The 17,814-nt window shown below is 30.3% G+C and carries 14 protein-coding genes; all 14 read left to right on the top strand.

From position 1 onward, the window contains the following. The first annotated feature begins 53 nt into the window (after nucleotides 1-53). The 14 genes from ACJDT4_RS14860 to ACJDT4_RS14925 all read left to right on the top strand — a co-directional run bounded on the left by ACJDT4_RS14860 (nucleotide 54) and on the right by ACJDT4_RS14925 (nucleotide 17,768). The gene (locus ACJDT4_RS14860) at nucleotides 54-941 is read left to right on the top strand and encodes a glycosyltransferase family 2 protein (protein WP_406788357.1); all 888 of its coding nucleotides are present in this window, start codon (nucleotides 54-56) and stop codon (nucleotides 939-941) included. A 20-nt stretch (nucleotides 942-961) separates the two neighbouring features. Continuing rightward, complete coding sequence (locus ACJDT4_RS14865; RefSeq protein ID WP_406788358.1) at nucleotides 962-1,765, top strand: glycosyltransferase; 804 nt, start codon at nucleotides 962-964, stop codon at nucleotides 1,763-1,765. 250 nt (nucleotides 1,766-2,015) lie between these two features. Further along, nucleotides 2,016-2,546: an acyltransferase gene (locus ACJDT4_RS14870; protein WP_406788359.1), complete on the top strand. Its 531-nt coding sequence runs from the start codon at nucleotides 2,016-2,018 to the stop codon at nucleotides 2,544-2,546. Between the two features lie 10 nt (nucleotides 2,547-2,556). After that, the gene (locus tag ACJDT4_RS14875; protein ID WP_406788360.1) at nucleotides 2,557-3,666 is read left to right on the top strand and encodes a glycosyltransferase family 4 protein; all 1,110 of its coding nucleotides are present in this window, start codon (nucleotides 2,557-2,559) and stop codon (nucleotides 3,664-3,666) included. Between the two features lie 38 nt (nucleotides 3,667-3,704). Next, nucleotides 3,705-4,232 carry an acyltransferase gene (locus ACJDT4_RS14880; protein ID WP_406788361.1) on the top strand — a complete coding sequence of 176 codons (528 nt, stop codon included), beginning with the start codon at nucleotides 3,705-3,707 and terminating at the stop codon, nucleotides 4,230-4,232. A 137-nt stretch (nucleotides 4,233-4,369) separates the two neighbouring features. Continuing rightward, on the top strand, nucleotides 4,370-5,152 hold the full coding sequence (locus ACJDT4_RS14885; protein ID WP_406788362.1) for a hypothetical protein: 783 nt from the start codon (nucleotides 4,370-4,372) through the stop codon (nucleotides 5,150-5,152). Between the two features lie 138 nt (nucleotides 5,153-5,290). After that, a complete protein-coding gene (locus tag ACJDT4_RS14890; protein WP_406788363.1) occupies nucleotides 5,291-7,642 on the top strand; it encodes a U32 family peptidase in 2,352 nt (783 codons plus the stop codon). A gap of 1 nt (nucleotide 7,643) precedes the next feature. Further along, on the top strand, nucleotides 7,644-10,007 hold the full coding sequence (locus ACJDT4_RS14895) for an endonuclease MutS2 (protein ID WP_406788364.1): 2,364 nt from the start codon (nucleotides 7,644-7,646) through the stop codon (nucleotides 10,005-10,007). Between the two features lie 26 nt (nucleotides 10,008-10,033). Further along, a complete protein-coding gene (locus tag ACJDT4_RS14900; RefSeq protein WP_406788483.1) occupies nucleotides 10,034-10,480 on the top strand; it encodes a 2-thiouracil desulfurase family protein in 447 nt (148 codons plus the stop codon). 147 nt (nucleotides 10,481-10,627) lie between these two features. After that, complete coding sequence (locus ACJDT4_RS14905; RefSeq protein WP_406788365.1) at nucleotides 10,628-11,221, top strand: 50S ribosomal protein L25; 594 nt, start codon at nucleotides 10,628-10,630, stop codon at nucleotides 11,219-11,221. A 257-nt stretch (nucleotides 11,222-11,478) separates the two neighbouring features. Continuing rightward, nucleotides 11,479-13,209 (top strand): phospho-sugar mutase, encoded by a 1,731-nt coding sequence (locus ACJDT4_RS14910; RefSeq protein WP_406788366.1) that lies wholly within the window; start codon nucleotides 11,479-11,481, stop codon nucleotides 13,207-13,209. 94 nt (nucleotides 13,210-13,303) lie between these two features. Continuing rightward, nucleotides 13,304-14,374: a tetratricopeptide repeat protein gene (locus tag ACJDT4_RS14915; protein ID WP_406788367.1), complete on the top strand. Its 1,071-nt coding sequence runs from the start codon at nucleotides 13,304-13,306 to the stop codon at nucleotides 14,372-14,374. Between the two features lie 121 nt (nucleotides 14,375-14,495). After that, nucleotides 14,496-15,398: a UTP--glucose-1-phosphate uridylyltransferase GalU gene (galU, locus tag ACJDT4_RS14920; protein ID WP_406788368.1), complete on the top strand. Its 903-nt coding sequence runs from the start codon at nucleotides 14,496-14,498 to the stop codon at nucleotides 15,396-15,398. Nucleotides 15,399-15,611: 213 nt separating this feature from the next. Next, nucleotides 15,612-17,768, top strand: a complete 2,157-nt coding sequence (locus ACJDT4_RS14925) for an N-acetylglucosaminidase (protein WP_406788369.1) — start codon at nucleotides 15,612-15,614, stop codon at nucleotides 17,766-17,768. Nucleotides 17,769-17,814 lie beyond the last annotated feature (46 nt).

Below are 17,814 nucleotides of genomic sequence, written 5' to 3' on the forward strand. Positions count from 1 at the left end.
ATAATTCATAAAGAAAGATTTTTAAAATTGAAGGATGAAAAGGTGATAAATATATGGATAATAATCCTCTTGTAAGTGTGCTTATAGCTACTCATAATAGACCGGAATATTTTGAGCTGTCTCTTATAAGTGCATTAAATCAAAGCTATACAAATATTGAAATAATAATATGTGATGACAGCACAGATTATCGCACAAAAGATGTTGTAGAAAAATATATAAAAGTATATAAAAATATTAAGTACTTTTTCAACGGAGGACAATTGGGTGAATATGGCTTAATTAATATGCAGAAATGCTATAGTTTAGCCAATGGTGAATTCATTAATTATTTAAATGATGATGATTTATTTGATAAATATAAAATAGAGAAAATGATTCAGTGTTTTTATAAATATGAGAATGTTAAACTAGTTACTTCGCATAGAGGAATTATAGATAAGGATGGAAAATTGCTAGAAGATATTGATGTAACAAAACCTATAGAAGATGTAAATCAACCTATATTAGGAAGGGATGTTTTAGGAAAATTAATTATGAAAGGGAACTTTATAGGGGAACCTACTACAGTTTTATTCAGAAAAAGAGATGTAAATAAGTTTGGAGTTTTAAATGGTGTACAGTTTTATGCATTGGTTGATATAGCTACTTGGATATCGTTACTTTTAACTGGAAACTTTGTTTATATGAGTGATACTTTGAGTTATTTTAGAATACACGGTGCACAAAACACTATGTCAGAAGAAATAAGAATAAAAATGTTATTGGAATCTTTAATATTGATGGATTATGGTTACAGTATAAGCATTGTTCCCTCAGAGATTTATTCTAGCTTTTATTCTAGTTGGATATCATTAGTTAAACCTCTTTTACCAATGATAACTTCCAATGAGGGTTTTAAGCAATATTTGCCAGTGCTAAAAAAAATAAAGATCATATAAATTTATCATAGGGTGATAATATGAGTTATAAATTAAGTATATTAATAATAACCTATAATCATGAAAAATACATTCAAAAGGCAATTGAAAGTGTACGAATGCAAAAGTTTTTTTATGATTATGAAATTATAGTAGCGGATGATTGTTCAAATGATAATACCATAAATATAGTCAGTCAATATAAAGCTATATTTGGAGATAAATTAAAAATATTTAGTAATCCTCAGAATTTAGGTATAACTAAAAATTACGAAAGTGCTTTCAGCAAGTGCAGTGGAGATTTTATAGCTGTCTTGGAGGGGGATGATTATTGGAATAGTGATATGAAGCTTAAACTTCAAATGGATTTTCTAATAAATCATCCAGAATGTTCAATGGTATTTAATAAAATTATTGCTGTATTTCCTGATAATTCAAATACGGCAATACAACAATTTCCTGATAATGTTGCGTATCTACTTTTTAATACTTCCGACTTAGTAAAAAATAACTTTATTCAAAATTTTTCAGGATGTATGTATAGGGCAAGTGCTATCAGAAATATAGATAGTTCACTTTATAATATGCTTGTTTATGATTGGATGATAAATATAGTTGTATCACAATATGGATTAATAGGGTATCTGCCACAGCCTATGTCTGTTCATCCTGTTTTAGTATCAGGTACTTGGAGTGGTAGATCAGAACTTGAGCAGTTAGCTATTGTTTTGAATTGTTTAGATAAATACAATAGTTTTCTTAATTATAGATACAATAGTGAGTTCATGGAAAATAAAGATACAATTTACCGTAGAATTAATGAAATTAAAAAAATTACTGGATAGCTTGTATTTTCTAATATAGCGAAGCTAGCTTAGCTAAAAGGTATATATGTACCGTAATTTTTAAAGGTCATAATATTGGAAAGTAATAAAGATAAACTACCTTGGAACTTCAAGTTTATTTGTACCAAAATGCCGTCTCCTGGGTATTATGGTGCACGTGAATTTTAATAGTTGAAATGGTTTATCTATAGTGAAATGTAATATAAATAGTTTGTTTTTATAACATTTATATATTAAGAAAGGAAATATTATGGAATTTAAGAAAAAAGGAAAGAATGTAATCATATATGAAAAGGCTATAATAATACACCCAGAGAATATTGAAATTGGGGACAATGTAATAATAGATGATTTTGCATTTATATGTGCTAATAAAAGTGTTAAAATAGGCAGCAATATTCATATAACAAGTTTTATAAGCATAACAGGAAATGAAGAATTTGTAATGGAGGACTTTAGTGGAATAGCAAGTGGTACAAGAGTTTTTACTAGTAATTATTATTTTAAGGGTGATAAATATTTTGAATATTTTTCTGCTCCTGTTAGGCTTTGCAAATTTTCTATAGTTGGTTCAAGCAGTGTTATTATGCCAGGTGCTACTTTAAGCCAAGGAACCTTTGTTGGAGCAAATAGTCTTATTGAAAGTAATACCATTACAGAGCCATTTTCTTTATATGTAGGCACTCCAATAAGAAAATTAAAAAATATGAATAAAGATAAAATACTAAAGCTTGAGAAACTCTATAAGATGAAATATAAAATAAATGAGGTTAAAAAATGATGGTGAGAATATGCGAGAAAAAAAATTAGTTATAATAGATGATTTTTTCCCAAGCATCGTAAGTAATTTCAGAATAACAGAATTTAATTATTATATGTCGATATTTCCTAACTGTGAAGTTTACTCTGCGTTAAACGAGAATGAATTCTTAAAAGCATATAATGAATATGTAAGAGTTTATCCGCAGTTTGCTGGAAGAGTGAAGCAATTTAATCCTTATATAATGCCGAAGTGTTCACTCTTTTACACTATGTTTTTAAACAGTGCCTATTTTCTTACACAATATTTTGAAAGAGAAAAAACACCTTTTGTATTTACACTTTATCCTGGTGGTGGCTTGCATTTAAATGATGCAACTTGTAATAATAAACTAAAAAGAATATTTTCTTCAAATGTTTTTAAAAGTGTAATTGTAACACAAGAAATAGTATATAGATATATTGTTGATAATAAGTTTATTGCGCCAGATAAAATTGATTATATTTATGGTATTGTTGATGATTCAGAATATTTTAGGGTTAATGTGCAGAGAAAGAAAAGGTATGGGAAGGATAAGGGTACATTTGATATTTGTTTTGTTGGAGGAAAATACTCTGAAAAAGGAGTTGATAAGGGATATGACACTTTTATAGAAGTATGTAAGAAGCTTATTACTGTATCGGATAAATTTAGATTTCATGTAGTAGGTGGATTTAATAAATCTGATATAGATGTATCATCGTTAAATGGTAATATTACTTTCTATGGATATAGGGCGAAGGATTTCTTTGTAAACTTTTATCCTAGTATGGATATAATTCTAAGTCCTAATGTACCTTTTGCAAGACTTGACGGAGAATTTGATGGTTTTCCAACAGGATGCTGTGTACAGGCAGCTTTATGTGGCACAGCTGTATTTTCAACGGATTTATTAAATTTAAATAGGAATTTTATAGATGGAAAAGAGATAGTAATTGTAAATAAAGATTTAGATGATATAGTATATAAAATAATTTACTATGTAAATGATATAAAAATGTTATATGAGCTATCTGAAAATGGACGAAAAAAATTTATGAGTGTATTTGATACAAAAAGTCAAATAGATAGAAGAATTGAGATATTAAAAAGATATTTATAATTGTGTTGAAAATAAAAGCTTTAGAAAGGAGGAATAGTATGAAGTTTAAAAGTATAGGTAATAATGTGAAAATATACAAAAGTGCTCGAATAATACACGCTGGCAATATAGAAATAGGTAACAATGTTATTATAGATGATTTTGTATTTATTGTTGCAAAAAAAGGTATTAAAATAGGCAATAATGTTCATATAAAAAATTTTGTAGGAATAACAGGCGATGGACTTCTTCAAATGGAGGACTATACGAGCATAGCTCAGGGAACAAAGATATTAATGAGCTCTGATGATTATACTAATTCATATTTAACCAATTCTACTGTTCCTGATGAATTTAAAAATGTGTATTCTGCACCAATAAGCATAAAAAAGTTTTCAGTAGTAGGTGCTAATTGTGTGATACTTCCAGGTGTTACATTAAGTGAAGGAACCTTTATAGGACCTAATAGCCTTGTTAAAGTAAATACAATTACAGAACCTTATTCGCTGTATGAAGGAACTCCAATAAAAAAGGTAGGAGAAATGAGTAAGGAAAAAGTACTTTATTTAAAAAATATGTGCAAGTAAAGTTTTTAATTAAAGACATTTATTCTTAGTGCTAAATTAAGCACATATTTTTTTTACAATCATAATATATGAATATAAGATTAAATATCATGCTATAAGCATGTTTACTATAAGCTTATGTAAGGAGGGAAAGGATAATGTCAAAGTGTTCTTACACAGAAAAAACAAAAGACGAATGTATAATTGCAAATAAAGTGTATGATCAATGTAGGCAGCAGGATTGTATTGAAAAGTTAGCATATAGTGCATTAGCTCCAGAAGAACCAATTAATCCACCTAACAATGCAGCGGCAGTTATTATAGTTCCAAATACTTTTGGTATTGGTGGGATTTTTTTAGTAAATAAATCTCCTAATTTACTTAGAAGAGGATATTATGATATTGAGCTCAAGTTTTCATTTCAATATGAATTACAATTTAGAGATGGAAGTGGAAATCCAATAGGGGCTAATGTTCCTGCAAGAAGTTTATTTAACAAAAAAGTTAGTTTGTTTGGTTCTACCGGAACTGATGTTAATGTGTACAGTGATTTTGGTGGGTTTTCTAATCTTCAAGTAGCACCATTTGTTCTTGTTGAAGCAAGTTCTTATCCTTTAGAAGCAACGCTTGGATATACAATACCTATTACTAGTGGAGATAATCCTCCTGTACCTAATTCTGTTAATGTAACTATAGGATTATTTACCATAATTAAATTATTTAGACTTGTAAATTTAGTTGTTCCTTCTACTGGTTTTTGCAAACCTAAAAAATGCGAAGAAATTGCGGAAGACCCATGCGAGTATTTTAACAATCTAAAATTCCCATTTGATATATTTGATCCTCCACAAAAGGAAGATTTCTTTGGGAATGAAGATGACGATGAAGATGATGAAGAAAATACACAAGAATACTTAGAAGAGGATTTAGGTAATGAGTAATAAAAATTAAATAATAAAAAATTTTACTGCCATTAAGATATAATATGGCAGTTTTTTACTTTTAATATTAAATATTTGTATTAATTTTTACTTTATGTATAATTAAATATATAAATGAAATTGAGCAGGAGGATTTTGATGAAAAAAATTGAACTATTAGCGCCAGCAGGTGGAATAGAAAGTATTTATGCAGCTGTTCAAAATGGGGCAGATGCTGTTTATTTAGGTGGAAGTAGATTTTCTGCAAGAGCATATGCCTCTAATTTTAGTGATGAAGATATGGAAAAAATAGTGGACTATTGTCATACATATGGTGTCAGAATTTATGTAACTGTAAATACCTTAATAAAGCAAAATGAAATAAAAGATGTCATGGAATATATAGAATTTTTATATAAAATAGGTGTAGATGCACTTATAGTACAGGACGTTGGGATTGCAGCTCTTATAAAGAGAAATTTTAGTGATTTTGAAATTCATGCTTCAACTCAAATGACTATACATAATTCTGAAGGAGCACTTTATTATAAGGAGCTGGGCTTCAAGAGAATTGTACTTTCAAGAGAATTAAGTTTGAAAGAAATAAAGTACATATCGAAGGAATTAAATATTGAAACCGAGATGTTTATTCATGGAGCACTTTGTGTATGCTACTCGGGGCAATGTCTTATGAGCTCAGTAATAGGTGGAAGAAGTGGTAACAGAGGAAGGTGTGCTCAACCATGCAGGCTTCCATATACTATTATAAATGAAAATAATCTAGAAAATAAAAAAGGGTATCTTTTAAGCACTAAAGATATGTGTACCTTAAAAGATGTAGAAGCGATAATAAATTCTGGAACTGCATCTCTTAAGATTGAAGGTAGAATGAAAAGGCCAGAATATGTGGCTGGTGTTGTATCAGCCTATCGAAAAGCAATAGATAGTGTGTATTCAAGTGAAAGGTATGATATTGAAGAAGAAGAAAAAAAACTTTTGAAATTATTTAACAGAGAGGGGTTTTCAAAAGCGTATCTCTTTGGAAATGTTGGAAAGGATATGATGGCATATAATTTTCCTAAAAATACAGGTATAAGACTTGGGACAGTTTTAAAGGATGGTAGTGTGCTGTTAGAGGAAGAAGTTAATTTGAAGGATGGGATAAGAGCTGGAGAAAAAGGTGGAGTAGTAAGTAAAATTATAAAAGGCGGAAAAGAAGTTTTGAAAGCTAAAAAATCAGAAAAGGTTAAATTATATCCAGAGTTCTATAGGAAAGGTGACATAATATATAAAACCTCTGATGAGGAGTTTTTAAATAAATTATCAGAAAGTTATGAGGAACAATATAAAAGAAAAATTGATATTCAGCTTACAGTAAAATTTGAGGTAGGAAAACCAATATTTTTAAAAGCCAATTTAGATGAAAAAATGTATGTGGAATGCTTTGGAGAAAAGGTGGAGAGCGCTCAGAAAAAGCCAACGGCAAAGGGAAAGCTTGAGGAAAGCTTAAGAAAAACAGGAAATACTCCATTCCAAGTAAAATACGTTAAGTTTGAAAGCTATGAAGAAGGATTTTTGCCAGTATCACATATGAATTTAGTAAGAAGAGAGCTTCTTGAAAAACTTCAGAAATTCATAACAGAAAAGTTTAAAAGAGAAGCAGAAGGTAAAATAAGCTTTGATATTGAAGAAAATAGCTCCAAATATAAATTGCCAAGGTTTATGATTGGAGTATGCAATAAGGATCAGTTTAATGGAGCTGTTAAATTGGGCTTTAAAGATATACTTATTGATGTGTTTTACAAAAGTTCGCCTAAATATATAGAAGCGTATGGTATAGGGAACAATCTCAATATATATTTAAAAGTTCCCAATATAATAAGAAATGAATTTGATGAAGTGTGTAAATTAATAGATAAGAATATAAATAATATAGAAGGAATAGTAACGGCAAATGCAGGCATAATAAGGAAATATGGAAGTAAGATAAACATAATTGGAGATTATAAACTTAACATATTTAATTCATGGGCAGCTTCTTTTTATAAAAACTTGATGGGAGTATGTATTAGCACTGAACTTTCAAGACAGGAAATAAAGCATATTTGTGAAAAGAAATCAATAGAAACTCAACTGCTTGTTTATGGTAAGATTGAAACCATGGTAAGTGAATATTGTCCTATTGGCAGTACTTTTGGAAATAAAACCTCTAATAAACAATGTAATGGAGCATGTTCCAAAGGAAAATATGTTTTAAAAGATAGAAAGGGAGTTTCTTTTAATGTAATTACTGATAAATATTGCAGAAGTCACATATATAATCCAATACCTTTAAACCTTTTAGATAAGATTGATGAAATTGGGAAAATAGGAGTTGATTCTTTTAGGATAGATTTTATTGATGAAAGTGAGCAGGAGGTTAAAGATGTACTTGAGGTAATTAAAAAAAGAGAAAGTTATATTGATATGAAAAATTACACAAGGGGTAGCTATAAAAGAGGAGTTGAATAAATTGAACGAGAAGTCACTTAGAGTTCTTGAATACGGTAAAATAAAGGGAAAAATTAAAAGGTATACAATGACGGAAGCTGCTAAAGCAATAGTAGATGAACTTAAGCCATATGACAATTTGTATGAAGTAAAGGAGCATATGGAGGAGACAAAGGAAGCTTTAGCACTTATTATGAAAAAGGGAACACCTCCTTTTGAAGGTGCTTATGATGTAAGAGAGGCTGTAGGTATGGCAGAAAAGGGCTTCTCATTAATGCCAAGTCAGCTTGTTAGAATTGCAAACATGCTAAGGTGTGGAAGACGGTTTAAGGAATATATAAATCACAAGGAAGGAGAGGAAGAACATAGAGTTATTGAGGATATATGTGAAGGGATAGTGCCGCTTAAAAATATAGAGGATTCTATATTTAATGCAATAATTGATGAAGAGGAAATTTCAGATAAGGCAAGTCAAACACTTTACAGCATAAGAAGATCACTTAAAGATAAAAATGCATCTGTAAAAGATAAGGTGAATTCTATGCTTAGAAATTATTCAGCTTATCTACAAGAAAACTTATATACCATAAGAAATGATAGATATGTAATACCTGTAAAATCAGAATGTAAGGCTCAGGTTCCAGGACTTGTTCATGATCAAAGTGCAAGTGGTGCCACTCTATTTATAGAGCCAATGGGACTTGTGAATTTAAATAATGAAATAAAGGAATTGATGCTTAAAGAAAAGGCAGAAATAGAAAGGATTTTAAGAGAACTTTCTGCAAAGGTCTATGGAAGTATAGTAACTGTTAAAAACAACGAAAGAATTGTGACAGAGCTTGATTTTATATTTGCAAAAGCTAAATATGCCAGCAGTATTAATGCAGTTGCACCTCATATAAATGACAGTGGAGTAATAGATATAGTTTATGGAAGGCATCCACTTATAGATCCAGAAAAAGTAGTACCATTGAGTATATACCTTGGTAGAGAATCAAATTCTATTGTCATAACAGGACCTAACACAGGTGGAAAGACTGTAACTTTAAAAACAGTTGGACTTTTAGAACTTATGGCTTTAAGTGGAATTATGATTCCAGCAAAAGAAAATTCTGCAGTGAGCTTTTTTGAGGAGGTTTATGCAGATATAGGCGATGAACAAAGCATAGAACAAAGTTTATCTACTTTTTCTTCTCACATGAAAAACATAGTAGAAATTATAAACAACGCAAATAATAAGTCTCTGGTTTTATTTGATGAACTTGGGGCAGGAACTGATCCTACAGAAGGTGCAGCACTTGCAGTCTCAATACTTGAAGACTTAAGGAAGAGAGGGTCAAGGTTAGTTGCTACAACTCATTATAGTGAGCTTAAGGCTTATGCTCTTAAAACTGAAGGAGTTGAAAATGCATCTGTAGAATTTGATGTTGAAACCTTAAGGCCTACATATAGGCTTCTTATGGGAATACCAGGAAAGTCTAATGCTTTTGAGATTTCAAAAAGACTTGGTCTTGCAGAATATATAATTAATAATGCAAGAGAGGGGATATCAAAGGATTCTCTAAAGTTTGAAGACTTGATACAGAATTTGCAGGAAAAGACCGTTAAGGCTGAAGAAAATTCAAGGAAAGCAGAAATGTATAAAAATGAAGCAGAGGAACTTAAAATCAAATATGAGGAGAAGCTTTATTCAGTAAAGGATACGAGAGAAAAAGCTTTAATGGAAGGCAGAAGAGAGGCAAAAAGAATTATAGCAGAAGCTAAGGAAGAAGCAGATACAATACTTAAGGATATGAGAGAACTTGAAAAACTGGGCTATTCTTCTGAAGCAAGAAGAGAACTTGAAAATTCAAGAAGAAGGCTTAGAGAGAATCTCGATGATGCAGAGGAAAAGTTAAGTAAAAAAGAGAAATTTAAGGGCGAAGGATTAAAAAAGGTGAAAGAAGGAGAAGAAGTATTTATACCTTCTTTAAACATGAAAGGGACAGTTATATCTCGGCCAGATAGTAAAGGTGAAGTTCAAATTCAGGCTGGAATCATGAAAATAAATGTTAAGCTTGAAGATTTAAGAGGCAGTAAAGGTGAAGCTAGTAAAAAAGATAAAGCTGTAAAAAGAAGAGAAGCAAAATTAAATTTAAGGTCTGTAGCTACATCTGTAGACTTGAGGGGAATGGATGCGGAAGAAGCAATATACAGTGTTGATAAATATCTCGATGAAGCATGTATAGCTGGGCTCAATGAGGTTACTGTTATTCATGGCAAAGGCACAGGGGTACTTAGAAATACTATAACTGATATGCTTAAAAATCATCCACATGTAAAAAGCTATAGACTTGGAAACTATGGTGAAGGTGGAACTGGAGTCACTGTTGTTGAACTTAAATAAGGTGGTGCATAGCTTTGGATAAGAAAATACAATTGGTTTCTGCATGTCTTTGTGGTATAAACTGTAGATATTCTGGAGATAGTAGTGTTAATAAAAAAATAATTGAACTTTTAAAAAATGGTGGAGCTTTGCCAGTATGCCCTGAGCAGCTTGGTGGACTTCAAACTCCAAGGAAGCCTTGTGAAATTGTAGGTGGAGCTGGAAAAGAAGTTTTACTAGGAAAGGCAAAGGTTATTGATAAAGATGGAAATGATAGAACTTTTGAATTTGTAAGAGGAGCTCAGGAGGTTTTAAATATTGCTAAAATTGTAGGAAGTAAAAAGGCAATTCTTAAGGCAAAAAGTCCTTCCTGCGGCTGCGGGAAAATATATGATGGAACCTTTAGCGGAAACAAAATAGCAGGTAATGGGATAACTGCACAACTTCTTTTAGAAAATGGAATAGAGGTAATAACTGAGGAAGATTTGAAGTGAATAATATTAGTTAATAAGCTTCTTTTGTAATTAAATATTTATTTGAGTGAAAAGAAGAAAAAACTTTACTGACCTATGTAACTTGCTTCATATGTTGTATAAAACTCCGAATAAATGGTAACAATACATGAATAAGGAGGAATTTATATGGAAGATATGAAAGCAGAAATTAGAAATAAACATGGGAGATCTATAAGTAGAAGAGAAAGAAAATCAGGTAAAATTCCTGGAGTGTTATATAGTAAAAATGTTGGAAATATAATGTTCGATGTTGATGAGTCTGAACTTAACAATAGAATAAGCATTATAGGAGAACATGGATTTTTAAACATAGCCTTAAACGGAGAAAATCACAAGGCATTAATAAAGGAAATTCAGAGAGAGCCTGTTAATCATAAATTAATTCATATTGATCTTGAGGATTTAAATGGCAACAGTAAAATTGTAAGTGAAGTTCCTGTTATTTTTGAAGGAGAAGATGCAATAAAATCAAAAGGCTGTGTCACTCAAAAATTTAAGAACAGCATAAAAGTAAGATGTACTGGTGATAATTTGCCTAATAGTGTGGTTTTCGATGTTTCAAATATGACTTCAGGAGAAAGCTTAAGAGTATCTGATTTTGAATTTTCAAAGGAAATTACTGTAGTAGATGAACTAGATGCAATTCTCTTATCTGTTAGCGATTCAGGAAAAAATTACGGAGATGTTGAATTAGAAGATAATGCTTCTATTGATGATTAAAAAATAAGTTTTTTCTTTTGGGTAAATTAATAAATAGCGTTTGAAAACAAATATTAAATAAATTTAATAAGTCTGAAGAAATAGATTGCTAAATTCTTAGATTTGTAAAATTTTATTTAAATTGTTTTTTAGACGCTATTTATTAATTTTTAAATATTTACCATAAAATAATTTAAAAAAGTTTTTTTTATAGTATAATAATGGTATCCAAATAAAATATGCATATATTTTATAGCAAATCTTTGGGAGGGGAAAATATGACTTATAAAGAAAAGTATAACTTATGGTTAGATTCTAAATACATTGATGAAAGTGCAAAGGATGAACTAAGGAATATTAAGGATGAGAAAGAAATAGAGGATAGATTTTATAAAGAATTAGAGTTCGGTACAGGTGGGCTTAGAGGCGTAATTGGTATTGGAAGCAATAGAATGAATATATATACTGTTGGTAAAGCAACTCAAGGGTTAGCAGATTACCTTCATAGACACTACAGTGGAGAAATTTCAGTAAGTATAGCACATGATTCTAGAATAATGTCAAGAGAGTTTTCAGAGACAACAGCAGCTGTTTTATGCGCTAATGGAATAAAGACATATCTTTTTGATTCTTTAAGACCAACACCAATGTTGTCCTTCACTGTAAGGCATTTTGGAAGTAAGGCAGGAGTTGTTGTTACTGCTTCACATAATCCAAAACAGTATAATGGTTATAAGGTTTACAATGAAGATGGTAATCAGTTTACCGATGAAGGGGCAGAGGAAATATTCTCTTGTATACAAGCTTTGAAGAATTTTTCTGACATTAAGACAATGGATTTAGAGGAAGCGAAAAGTAAAGGGCTTTTAAATATTATAGGTGAAGAAGTAGATAAGGTTTATATTGATAAGGTGAAGGAACTTACAATAAGAAAAGATCTAGTTAAAGATTATGCAAAAGACCTTAAGATAATATATACTCCTATACATGGATCTGGTAATATACCAGTAAGAAGAGCATTAAAAGAACTTGGATATGAAAGTTTAGCTGTAGTAAAAGAGCAAGAACTACCAGATGGAAACTTTCCTACAGCTCCGTATCCAAATCCTGAGCAACCTTCTGTTTTTAATATAGCTTTAGAAATGGCAAAAACTATAGGACCAGATGTTATATTTGGAACAGATCCAGACTGTGATAGAATAGGAGTTGTTGCAAAAGACGGAAGTGGAGAGTATAGAGTTTTAACAGGAAACCAGACTGGAGTTCTTTTATCTCACTATATAATATCATCACTAAAAGATATTAATAAGCTTCCGAGCAATGGAGCTATTATAAAAACTATAGTTACATCAGAAATGGCTACTAAGATTGCTGAGGATTATGGTGTAAAGCTTATAGATGTATTAACTGGTTTTAAATATATAGGTGAAAAAATAAAGGAATTTGAAAAGACTGGATCCAATACATATTTGTTTGGATTTGAAGAAAGCTACGGTTGTCTTGCTGGAACTTTTGTAAGAGATAAAGATGCAGTAATTGGAGCAGTGCTTATATGCGAAATGGCATTATATTATAAGAAAAAGGGCATGAACCTTTATGATGCACTTAATTCTCTTTATGAGAAGTATGGTTTTTACAAAGAAACCCTAGTTTCAAAAGAACTTACTGGAAAAGAGGGGCAGGAAAAGATTAAAAAGGCAATTGAGCATTTGAGACATTCGCAAATTGAAGCAGTTAATAATATTAAGATAATTAAAAAATTTGATTATAAACTTAGAATTGAAAAAGATATAGTTAATAATATTGAGAGTGAGATAAAGCTTCCAGTATCTAATGTACTTAAGTTTATTCTTGAGGATGGATCATGGTTTGTTGTAAGACCTTCAGGAACAGAACCTAAAATGAAAATTTATATGGCGGTTGTAGGAAAAAGTTTAGATGATGCTGATAAAAAGAGCCGTCAGTTTTCTGAAGCTATAATGAGTATAATTGATGAAGCAACTAAATAATAAATTGAAAAAATAGTTTTGATATAGTATATTATTTAAAATGGAAGGTGAAAAACACCTTCCATTTTAAAATTAAAGATAAGGTGGTTTATTAATGAGCATAGAACAGGAATTTAAAGAAAAAGTTTCAAAATTAATATTTCTTGAATTTAAAAGTGAAAGCATATATAAAATATTTAAAGTAAAGGTATCAGAAAATAAATACTTTCCTGTAAGATCTGAAAGGGTAATAGATAAGGTAAAAAGTGGAGAAAAATTTAAAGATATCCCATTATCCTTTTTTGTGGAAGGTATGTTTTATGTATTAGGTGGTGATAAATCCTTTAAATTTAATCATATATATGAGAAAATATTAAATGAAAACCTTAAGGAGTTTACGGGATATATAAAAGGTATAATAGTAGATGAGGTTAAAAAGGAGAAGTATGAAGATGCATACATAATGCTTAAGGGTCTTATTACAGTTGAAAAAACTGAAGAGAATTTTGATAAGATAATGGCCTTGAGTGAGACTATAAGAGATAAAAAATCTGAGTTTAAAGAAGAGGAACTGTTTATCATAGATGAGGCTAAAAAGATTGAAAAGTATGCAGGTCCATATTTATATGAAGCCTTTATAAAAAATGAAGATAAGGATTATGAAGGTGCATGGTATTCTATTAATACCTATATAGAGTATGGTGGAAAAGTAGACGAAAAAATTTCTAAATTTAAGCATTCTATTGAAGATGTAAGAAATTATGAAAAAGCTAAAGAGATTATGCATGAAAAACCTAAGGATGCACTTAAAATGTTTGTTAAATTAATTGATGAATTTCAGGATGATGCTATTTTATTTTATTATATTGGCATGACATACAGAATACTTGGAAACTATGAAAAGGCAATATATTATTTAAACGAGGCTCTAATGCTTGATAACAATATAGTTGAGATTTTTAATGAACTTGGAGTAAATTATGCAGCACTTAATGATTATGATAAAGCTATATCTTATCTTAGAAAGGCTTTTGAAGCTACTAAATCTATAGAAATTTGTACTAACTTAGTTATGTGCTATTTAAACAAAGGAGATAAAGAACAAGCTAGATTGCACTATGCAATAGCAAAAAAGATGAAGCCAGATGATGAAGTAGTTGAAAAATTGAGTTTAATATTTGATTAAGCATATAAAATTAACATTTTATTGTTATATTAGTTTTTTTTAAATGTTATAATGGTCTAAGGAAGCAGTAATTATGGAAATTACAATATTTTAGATTGATATTTGAAGGGAGTATATAAATATGAGAGTGAAAAAAGCTATTATACCAGCGGCAGGTTTAGGAACAAGATTTTTGCCAGCAACTAAAGCACAACCAAAGGAAATGCTGCCTATAGTGGATAAGCCAACTATACAATATATAATAGAAGAGGCTGTAGCTTCAGGAATAGAAGAAATACTTATAATAACAGGAAGAAATAAAAGAGCAATAGAAGATCATTTTGATAAATCCGTGGAACTTGAAAACGAACTTGAAAGTCACGGAAAAGAAAATTTATTAAAACTAGTAAAAGATATATCAAATATGGCTGAAATTTATTATATAAGACAGAAAGAGCCTAAAGGACTTGGACATGCGATTAATTGTGCTAAGACTTTTGTAGGTAATGAGCCATTTGCAGTTATGCTTGGAGATGATGTTGTAGATGCACAAAAGCCATGCTTAAGGCAGCTTATAGATTGCTATGATGAATATAAGACCAGTATATTAGGGGTTCAAAAGGTAGAGCATAAAGAAGTTTATAAATATGGAGTTATAAATGGAATGCATATAGATGGAAATGTTTACAAGGTTAAAGATTTAGTTGAAAAACCTAAAGTAGAAGAAGCACCATCAGATATAGCTATTTTAGGGAGGTATATAATAACTCCTGAAATATTTAACATATTATCGAATACTAAGCCTGGTAAGGGTGGGGAAATACAACTTACAGATGCTCTTAGAACTTTAATGCAGTCTGAAGCAATGTATGCATATGCTTTTGAAGGAAGAAGATATGATGTTGGAGATAAACTTGGATTTTTACAAGCAACTGTTGAGTATGCATTAAAAAGAAATGAATTAAAAGATGACTTTGCTAATTATTTAAAGGGGCTAAAAAATAATGAGAAATTCAAGCATTTTTTTAAAGAAGATGTAAAATAGCCTTACAAACAGAGAGGGATGTCACACTAATATATTTAGTTATAATTTTAGTGTGACTGTCCTTTTTTTGTTTTGCAGTAAATTACATTATTTCATTATTAAGCCTATGGAAAGATAATTTATTTAAATAATATAAAAATTATTAGTCAATATTTTATAAAATATTACGATATGCTATAATGTATACGTAATCCTGTCCTTTTGTGAAGGGAGGTGAATGATATTAGCATATTAAGAAAGGTAGTAATTGCAGCTGTGTTTGCCTTTATAATTATGGCACTACAGCAAAATGTACAAGCAGCAACCGGCTCACAAACAGGACAAGTCACTTCTACTAACCCTAAAATTGTTTCTGTAACTAGAAGCTCAGATGTGGTATTTCAGAATGATACATTAAAAATAGGTGTATTATCCAATGTTTCTTCTAATGTGCAATATAGATTTTGGATATATTCATATGATGATGGAAAATGGAGAGATTTGTTTAATGGATATTCAACGCCTGTCTCTGGAAACCAAAAATATGAAGTGAATGTAAATAATTTGTCTGTTGGCAAATATAAAATTTCTGTTTGGGTAAAAACTGCTGGAACTACAGGCAGTATTAAAAGTTCAATTGGGCTAGGAAGTTGTGATGATTATTATGCTTTTGATGAAAATTGCAATCCTAAAATAAATGTTCAAAATTTATCTTCACAGATTTATCAAAATGATGATGTGACTTTAACCGCTCAAAGTGATATTGCTGGAAAAGTACAGTATAGAGTATTTGTTAATAAGCTAAATACTAATGAGTGGTTAGATAAAAGTAATGGATATTCTTCACCAGTTGATGGAACTACGCCATTTACTATTGATATTGGTAAATTTAGCGATTATGGTGATTACAGAATATCAGTATGGGTTAAAAGATATGGCAAAGAGGGAATATATACTAGCAACATTGGTTTAGGTGGTTGTGATAATTACTATTGCTTTAGTAAGCATATTAATCCTATTCCACAAATTAAGAGTGCACAAATTAATAATATGACAATAGGTTCAAATCCTAGTATAAAATTATTGTCAAATATTAGTGAAAAGGTGCAATACAGAGTTTTTATAAATAAGTCAGGCAATAATTGGGATGACGTAACTGGTGGATATAGTTCTCCGGTTAATGGAAATGTCTATTATACCACTAAGTTAAATGAAAAATTAAGTTCTGGAAAGTATAGGATATCAGTATGGGTTAAAAATGCTGGAACTGATGGCAAATTGGTTAGCAATCAAGGGTTAGGAAGTTGTGATAATTACTATGTTCTAGAAAAAGTTTGTGCTCCAACAATTAATGTTACCAGTAGTCCATCATCTTTAATTGAAGGTGATACACTTAAATTAAATGTTAGCACACCAGAATTGAATGAAGTACAATATAGGGTATTTGTGTCAAGTGGTTCAAGTAATATATGGACAGATGCTACTAATGGATATACTTCTCCTGTAAGTGGCAGTGCTTCATATGAACTTTCTATAAATCCTCCATTTAAGCCAGGAAAATATAGGGTGTCTATATGGGTTAAGGAGGCTAATACAGAGGGTAACATACAGAGTTCTCAAGGTTTAGGAAGCTGTGACAATTATTATTGTTTTACTCAAGTTGTTAATCCAAAGTCAAGTGGAAATATTAGCTATACACAAACTAATTATGGTTATACCATTCAGCAGGTTTTAAATATGGAGCTTAGTCAGCAGCCAGTATACGAAAATTCAAATGGACAATGGGTAGCTGCTGATAGTAATACGATTTTAAAATATCTAGATCCAACTAATTATATCAATGATGTTTTTGGCAGATTTGAGTTTTTAAAACTAACATATTATGATGGAATTTCAGCTGATGATATAAATAATGTGCTTAGGGGTAAGGGTGTGCTTGAAAACAAAGGAGCTGTATTTCTACAGGCTGCGGCTAATAGCAATATAAATCCTATGTATTTAGTTTCACATGCCTTGCTTGAAACAGGAAATGGAACATCAAATCTTGCAACTGGAATTACTGTAAATGGAAAAACAGTATATAACATGTTTGGAATAGGAGCATATGATGCAAATGCAGACTATTATGGTTCACAGTATGCCTATAGTCAAGGCTGGTTTTCTGTTGATGCTGCTATTAATGGTGGAGCTAAATTTGTCTCAAGTTCATATATAAACAATCCAAATTATAATCAAGATACCTTGTATAAGATGAGATGGAATCCCAACGATCCATCACATCAATATGCTACAGATGTAAAATGGGCAATTAATCAAATATACAATATAAAATCATTATATGATCTTTGTCCAGCAGCAAAATTGATTTTTGATCTTCCTAATTTTAAGTAAATTTACTTAATGATGCACAATAAGATCCACTTTATTATAAGTGGAT

This window comes from Clostridium neuense (assembly GCF_045310695.1).
Taxonomy (GTDB): Bacteria; Bacillota; Clostridia; order Clostridiales; family Clostridiaceae; genus Clostridium_S; species Clostridium_S neuense.